The sequence below is a fragment of the Streptomyces sp. NPDC056580 genome, assembly GCF_042793175.1.
In the GTDB taxonomy this organism is placed as follows: Bacteria; Actinomycetota; Actinomycetes; order Streptomycetales; family Streptomycetaceae; genus Streptomyces.
On record NZ_JBHTVE010000051.1, the window covers coordinates 1 to 1010 of the forward strand.

At 70.2% G+C, this 1010-nt stretch carries 1 protein-coding gene; it reads right to left on the reverse strand.

The genetic code is table 11. The annotated features are described in order from the left end of the window. The coding region (locus tag ACFQ9Z_RS39335; protein WP_383031953.1) for an IS30 family transposase at positions 1–965 on the reverse strand (965 nt) is incomplete at its 3' end. Positions 966–1010 lie beyond the last annotated feature (45 nt).

The following is a 1010-nucleotide window of genomic DNA, read 5'->3' on the forward strand; positions in this document are numbered from 1 at the left end:
TGGTCCCAGGTGAGGGACCGCTTCAGGTGTTCCGGCAGGGTCTGGACGGTGTCCACCAGGGCGTCGCGGACGGCGGCCGCGCTGCTGCCCTGGGGCAGGTGCACGAGCATGAGGTAGCGCGTGCTGCGTTCGACCAGGGTGGCGATGGCGGAGCGGGAGTTGCTGCCGACGATGAGGTCGCCCTCCCAGTGGCCGGGGACGGCTCTGTCGTCGGCCTCGGCCGGCCGGTCGCTGATCATCACCATGGGGTGGGTGAACCGCTGCTGGCGGCTGTGGGCCTGGCGTTGAGGGCGGCGCATGGCGCGTCCTGTCCGCAGGGCCCGGGCCAGTTCCCGGCGGAGTTCTCCGCGGCCCTGGACGTAGAGGGCCTGGTAGATCGTCTCGTGGACCACGTGCATCTCCGGCCGGTCGGGGAAGCGCCCGCGCAGAGCGTGGCAGATCTGCTCGGGGCTCCACCGCCTGGTGAGGTGGTCCTGGATGAAGTCGCGCAGCTCGTGGTTCTGGCCGATCTTGCCGGGCTTGGGGCGCGGGCGGCGCTGTTCGGCCCGACGCTGGGCGGCATGGGGTCGGTAGGCCCAGCGGGAGCGGCCACCGCGCAGGGGCATGCCGTTTCGGCGTATCTCCCGGCTGACTGTGGACGGGCTGCGGCCCAGTTCGGCGGCGATGGCCCGGACCGTTGCTTTCTCCCGGAACCGGTCGGCGATGTGGATCCGCTCGTCTTCCGTCAGATACCGGGACGGCCCCGAGGCCACCCGCACAGCATTCGCGGGTGGCCTCGGACGCTTCTTCCGCCCCTCGGGCCGACCGTTGCGCCACTCACGGCCGGTCCGAGGGTTGACCCCGACTCGTCTGGACGCCTCAAGATTGCCGAACCCGAGCTGCATGAGCCGGAAGTATTCCTCCCGCTCCCGTTGCAGCTTGCGGGGCCCTTGCTCCTTGCGGCTCTTCCGGATCTCGAAGTCCATCGCATCCCCTGAACTGGGGTGTTGCGACGACCACTAGAACGGAAG